Origin of the sequence: Accumulibacter sp., assembly GCF_029255125.1 — a bacterium.
GTDB lineage: Bacteria > Pseudomonadota > Gammaproteobacteria > Burkholderiales > Rhodocyclaceae > Accumulibacter.
On record NZ_JAPUVR010000093.1, the window covers coordinates 1 to 5,840 of the forward strand.

4 protein-coding genes are annotated in these 5,840 nt (G+C 68.0%); 3 read left to right on the plus strand and 1 reads right to left on the minus strand.

Annotation, left to right across the window (positions count from 1 at the left end; genetic code table 11):
- The 3 genes from Q1L59_RS07740 to Q1L59_RS07750 form a co-directional block, all read left to right on the plus strand.
- Positions 1-814 (plus strand): tetratricopeptide repeat-containing protein (locus Q1L59_RS07740; protein ID WP_366145633.1); only part of this gene is annotated, 814 nt, incomplete at its 5' end.
- Positions 811-1,989 carry a patatin-like phospholipase family protein gene (locus Q1L59_RS07745; RefSeq protein WP_300330426.1) on the plus strand — a complete coding sequence of 393 codons (1,179 nt, stop codon included), beginning with the start codon at positions 811-813 and terminating at the stop codon, positions 1,987-1,989. The genes Q1L59_RS07740 and Q1L59_RS07745, both read left to right, overlap by 4 nt.
- Positions 1,986-3,626, plus strand: a complete 1,641-nt coding sequence (locus Q1L59_RS07750; RefSeq protein ID WP_300330429.1) for a tetratricopeptide repeat-containing protein — start codon at positions 1,986-1,988, stop codon at positions 3,624-3,626. Before Q1L59_RS07745 ends, Q1L59_RS07750 begins: the two co-directional genes overlap by 4 nt.
- Positions 3,627-3,761: 135 nt before the next feature.
- Here the strand turns inward: Q1L59_RS07750 and Q1L59_RS07755 are convergent.
- Positions 3,762-5,840 (minus strand): fused MFS/spermidine synthase (locus Q1L59_RS07755; RefSeq protein ID WP_366145634.1); only part of this gene is annotated, 2,079 nt, incomplete at its 5' end.

The window sequence follows — 5,840 nt, forward strand, 5'->3', positions numbered from 1 at the left end:
AGCGCGACAAGGCGAGAAGCTGGCCGACAGCGGTCGCCTGGCGGAAGGAAAGCTACTGATCGACATGGCCATCGCACGCCTCGAGGCGCTCAATCGTGCCGTCGACCAGTCGCCGGCCGCGCGCAGTTCAGCCAATATGGGCAACGCCGAACGCAACGCGCTGCTCGGCAGCGCGCTCAAGCGGCGCGCTTGCGCGCTGGCGGCGGCAGATTCGCCCTGGAGCGAGGTCGCCCAGGCGCTGCGCAAGGCCGCCGACGCGTACCTGGCAACCAGCCGGGGACAGCCGCCGCACAGCCAGCCGTACCACACACTGAACGCACTCCCGCTGCACTGGCTGGCCGGCAAGCTCGCTGAGCGCGACCGCGCGCGCGCGGTCGACGTCGCCCGTCAATGCGGCGCGCAGGCGAGCCAGCGCTTCGCCGCCAGCAAGGACTTCTGGGACGCCGTCGGGCGACCCGACGCCGCTGTCGTCGAATGGCTGCTCGGCGACGATCCGACCGACCCGGGCAACGCGCTGGAGAATGCCTACCGCCAACTGGCCAGGGAAGTGCCGTACAGTGGCCGGCAATGGGACTCGGTCGCCCGGCAGCTCCGGCTGCTCGCCAGCCTGCTGCGCAGACGGCAAGCGGCAGCCGACGGGGCGCCGCCGGCGGACCCGAGCGCAGCGGTCGAAGCAGCCGGTCGGCGCGACGACGCGCAGCGGGCCGACGCGCAGCGCGCCGACGTCCTCACCCAGCTTGCCGAGCGCCTGGCTGGCTTTGCATCGCCCTCTTCCGCGCCGTCCGGCGCTGCTGCCTCGAAGGAGACGCCATGAACCAGAACCTCATCAGCCGGATCGACGCCGGCGGAAGCAAGAAGATCCTCGCCTGTGACGGCGGCGGAATCCTTGGCCTGATCAGCGTCGAGATCCTGGCCCGGCTCGAGCGCGAGCTGCGCAGCGCGCTGGGCCAGCCCAAGCTCGTCCTCGCCGACTATTTCGACTTCGTCTGCGGGACGAGTACCGGCGCCATCATCGCCGCGTGCATCTCGGCCGGCATGCCGATGGAGCGCATCCGCAGCTTCTATGTCGATAGCGGCGAGCAGATGTTCGACAAGGCATCGCTGCTCCACCGCCTGCAGTACAGCTACAACGACGAGCCGCTGGCGGCCAAGCTGCGCGAGGAGCTCGACCAGGCGCTGGCGCACGTCGCCAGGCCCGGTGAACCGAACGCGACGCTCGGCGACGCCGGTCTGCGCACGCTGCTGATGATGGTCATGCGCAACGCAACGACCGATTCGCCGTGGCCGGTGTCGAACAATCCGCGCGGCAAGTACAACCAACTGGCGCGCAAGGATTGCAACCTGCGTCTGCCGCTCTGGCAACTTGTCCGCGCGAGCACCGCGGCGCCGACGTTCTTCCCGCCGGAGGTCGTCACCTTCGCCCGCGGCACGCCGGACGAGTACCAGTTCATCTTCGTCGACGGCGGCGTGACCACCTACAACAACCCGGCGTTTCTCGCTTTCCAGATGGCCACCGCGGCACCCTACAAGATCTGCTGGCCGACCGGCAGCGATCGCCTGCTGATCGTTTCGGTCGGCACCGGCAACGCCGCGAAAGCCCGGCCCAACCTCGAAGCGAGCGATCTCTGGCTGCTCGACAATGCGCGCAACCTGCCCGGGGCGCTGATGAACGCAGCGCTTGCCGGCTGGGACATGGCCTGCCGAACGCTTGGCGAATGCCGCTTCGGGGCGCCGATCGACCGCGAATTCGGCGACATGGTCATTCCCGCCGGCGGCGCAAGCAACGCCAGCGCAAGCAAGCAGTTCGCCTACGTGCGCTACGATCCGGACGTCAGCCAGAGCGGTCTCGCCGCGCTCGGCCTGGCCGAGATCAAGGCGGAGAACGTTCAGGTGCTCGATTCGGTGAAATACATCCCCGACATTCAGCGCGTCGGTCGGACCTACGCCGAGCACTGCGTCCGCATCGAACACCTGCGGGGATTTGCATGAGCGGCAAGACGTGCTTCGTCGTGCAAGGCTTCGGCAAACGGACCGACTTCACCGACGGACGCGTGCTCGACCTGGACGCCTCGTACGCGATCATCAAGGAAGCGGTCGAGGCGGCCGGCCTGGTCTGTGTGCGGGCGGACGAGATTCCGCATAGCGGAGTGATCGACCGGCCGATGTACGAAATGCTGCTGCAAGCCGATCTGGTGATCGCCGACCTGTCGACCTACAACGTCAACGCCGCTTTCGAACTCGGCATCCGCTACGGCCTGCGCCCGGGAGCGACGATCATCGTCGCCGAGGCGCAGTTCAAGAATCCCTTCGACGTCAGCCACATCGTCATTCACAGCTACAAGCACCTCGGCGAAGACATCGGCGCGCAGGAAGCCAAGCGCTTCCGCAGCGCGCTCGCCCAGGCCATCCAGGCGGCGCTCAGCGAAGCCGTGCCGGATAGTCCGGTCTACACCTTCCTGCCCGACCTGCGCCCGCCGCAACGTGGCGCCGCGCCGGCGGCCACGACGCGCGGCGGCGAGACCCGAGGAAGCCGGCTGCGTGCCCTCGAACGCGCCGGCGAACCCCCCCGGGAACGCGCCGGCGAACACCCCGGCAAGTTCGCCGGCTTCGCCTTCGCGCTCCGCCCGGGCGGGCGCGGGCTGGGTGGCGACCGCGCCGCCGGCGGGCGCGATACGATGTTGCCGCCCGTTTCCTCGCGCCGGAGTCCGCTTGCGGCGGACAACAGCGACAAGCTTCCAGACAGCCTTCCCGAATGGACGACGGAATCGATGAGAGAATCGATGAGAGAATCGGCGCCAACGCCCGAGCGCGGCGTCGCCGACGAAACTCCTGCGCTGCCGCCGACGACCGCCAAGCACTGGCTCGATGCCGCGCTCGCCGAACTGAATCCGCCGGCTGGACGGTCGGGCGATGCGGCGCGCGCCGTTGCCCTGTTGCGCCAGGTCTACGCACAACGGCCCAACGACGCCTTCGTCATCCAGCAACTCGCCCTGGCCACTGCGCGCAGCGCCCAGCCGAGCAGCGAGGAGGCCTTGCACGCCGCCTGCCACCTGCTGCGCGAAGTTTCGCCGGAAACGACCAACGATCCCGAAACGCTGCTCCTCTGGGGCGCGGTCCACCAGCAACTGTGGGAACTGCGCGCACAGCCGGACGACCTCGCCCAGGCGGTCGCCGCGTACGAGCGCTGCTTCCGCCTGAAACAGGACTGTGCGAGCGGCAGCCGCCTGGCTTTCCTCCTCGACCTGCAGGCGCTCGAATCGCTCAAGCGCGGCGCCCGCGACGAAGCGATCGCCGACGCCGTGCAGGCCAGACGCGTCCGCCACGAGATCGTCCGGCTGGCGGAAACCTCGCCTCCGCCCGCCGACATGGATGGCGCTGCCGATGCCGATGCCGAATCTGCTGCCGATACCGGCGCTGACGGCAACGCCGACGCCAACCGCCGGTTCCGCACGCTCGCCGCGCGCTGGGAAGCCGCGCTCGGCCTTGGCGATCTGCCCGCCGTCGAGCGCAGCGAAGCCGAGCTGAGCGCGCTGCCGGTCGCCGCCGCCATGCACGACGAACGCCGCCGGCAAGGCGACCGCCTGCGCGCGATCCAGGCCGAATACGCTCGCCTGCTCGCCGCCTGACGGTTGCCTCGTCCGCTGCCCGCCCGCGCGCGGCGAGCGGCAACGACGGCGCAGCCGCCGGGCGCGAACGTGGCGCTGCGCCGACCTCCGGCCGACGACGGGCCGGCGCGCGAGCCCCCGCCCATTCCCCGAGAGCTACTTCAGGATATTGAACAGGTTGGAAAAATCATCCGTCCACGGGCGGAAATCGGGCCGCACGACGAGTAGCCGCAGATCGTCGATCGACTCGTAGAGCAGTTCGGCGCGCTCGGGGGTCGCGATCAGCAGCCATTCAGCGTCGAGACAGAAACGATCGCCGGGATCGGCGCGCAGTTGATGAATCACCGTCCGCCGGCCAAGACGCTCGGCGGCGGCGGCGACGACCGGACGCAGGTCGAGATAGTTGTTGGTGATGTTCACCGCGAGCAGACCGTCGTCGCGCAAGTGGCGCAGGTAAGCGCGCATCGCCTCGACGGTGAGCAGATGCGTCGGCACCGAATCGCCCGAAAACGCGTCCATCACCAGCAGGTCGAACTGCTGCGCCGGCTCGCTTTCCAGCATCAGCCGTCCATCGCCGAGAATCGGCACGACGCGCGCCGGCGTGTCGGCCAGGAAGCTGAACTCGCTGCGCGCCAGTTCGAGCATCTGCTCGTTGATCTCGTACATCCTGATCTCGTCGCCCGCGCGGCCGTAGCTGGCCAGCGTGCCGGCGCCCAGGCCGACGATTCCGATCTTGCGCGGTCCCTCCTCGGGCAGCGTCAGGAAAGCCTGACCGATGCCCGACTTCGCGCAGAAATACGCCGTCGGCCGTTGCCGGTACTCGGCCGCCAGGTATTGCTCGCCATGATAGATGTTGCCGTGCAGCAGCTTGCGTTTGACCCCCAGCTCGCCATCGGTGGTATCGATGACGCGCAACTGGCCGTAGAAATTGCGCACGACGCGCCGGTAGTCGTCCACGTAGTTGAACGAAATCTGCCCCAGCCGTGCGCCGTAGGCGAGCAGCGCGCCGACCAGCAGAATCCGCCACAGCGGCGGACAATCGCGCCAGACGACGATCACGGCGAGCGCCGCACAGAGAAACAGGCCGATCAGCAACTCGTAGTAGGCGTTGAAGATCACTGGAGCGAGCAGGCCGACGAACATGCCGCCAAGCGCACCGCCGATCGACAGCATCAGATAGAACAGGGTCAGATGACGAACCGGCGGGCGCCGCCTGACCAGTTCGCCGTGACAGACCATGCAGAAGACGAAGAGCGAGAGCGACAGCGCGACGATGAGCAGCGTCGGCGAAGCGCCACCGCCGCCGGCGATCACCCGGTCGACCGCGAACAGGCCGCAGGGCAGCGCGAGCAGAAAGCCCGGCCGGTAGTAGTAGCGCGGCGCGTCGAAACAGAGAATGAAGCTCAACAGATAGATGCTGAGCGGCAGCACCCAGAGAAATGGCACTGCGGCGACATCCTGGGTGAGAAACTGGGTCAGCGCCAGCAGAAGCAGCGACGCTGTCATCGCCAGACCGACCCACAACAGACACTCGCGCAGCGTCGGCGGCGGCGCCACCGCCGTTGACTGCGGCTCGCCGCCCTCCCCGGCCGCCGCCGGATTCGCGCCACCATCCGCCGGTGCAGCCGCTGCCGCACACCACGACCGCCAGGCGCTGCTCAGACACGCGACGACAAAGGCAACGTAAGCCAGCGACCACAGCCGCGCCTGTTCGAGCACCGGCAACAGCGGCTCGACGAGGACCGGATAGCTCAACAGGGCGAGCATCGAGGCCAGATTCGACAGCGCGTAGAGCCGGTAAGGCATCGCCCTGCCGAACGCACGCCCGACCCAGGCCTGCATCAGCGGCCCGGTCGTCGACAGCAGCAGATACGGCAGACCCACCGCCGAGGCGAGAACGAAGAGGACGTTCCACGTCGGATCGGCAAACGCCGCGTCCTTCCAGCTCGCGTCGGCAACGACCGGCAACGTCGCCAGACTGAGCAGCAGCAGAACGCCATGCACCACATTCTGCCGGCGCGGCGCCAGGTGCTGGTGCAGCAGATGGACGTACAGATAGCCCAGCAGCAGTTCGACCTGAAAGAAGACCAGACAGGTGCTCCACACCGAAGACGAACCGCCAAACCACGGCAGAATCATTTTGGCGATGATCGGCTGCACCTGAAAAAGCAGGAAGGCCGAGAGGAATACGGTGAGCGCGAAACTAAGCAAGCGATTTCTCCAGACGATGGGAAC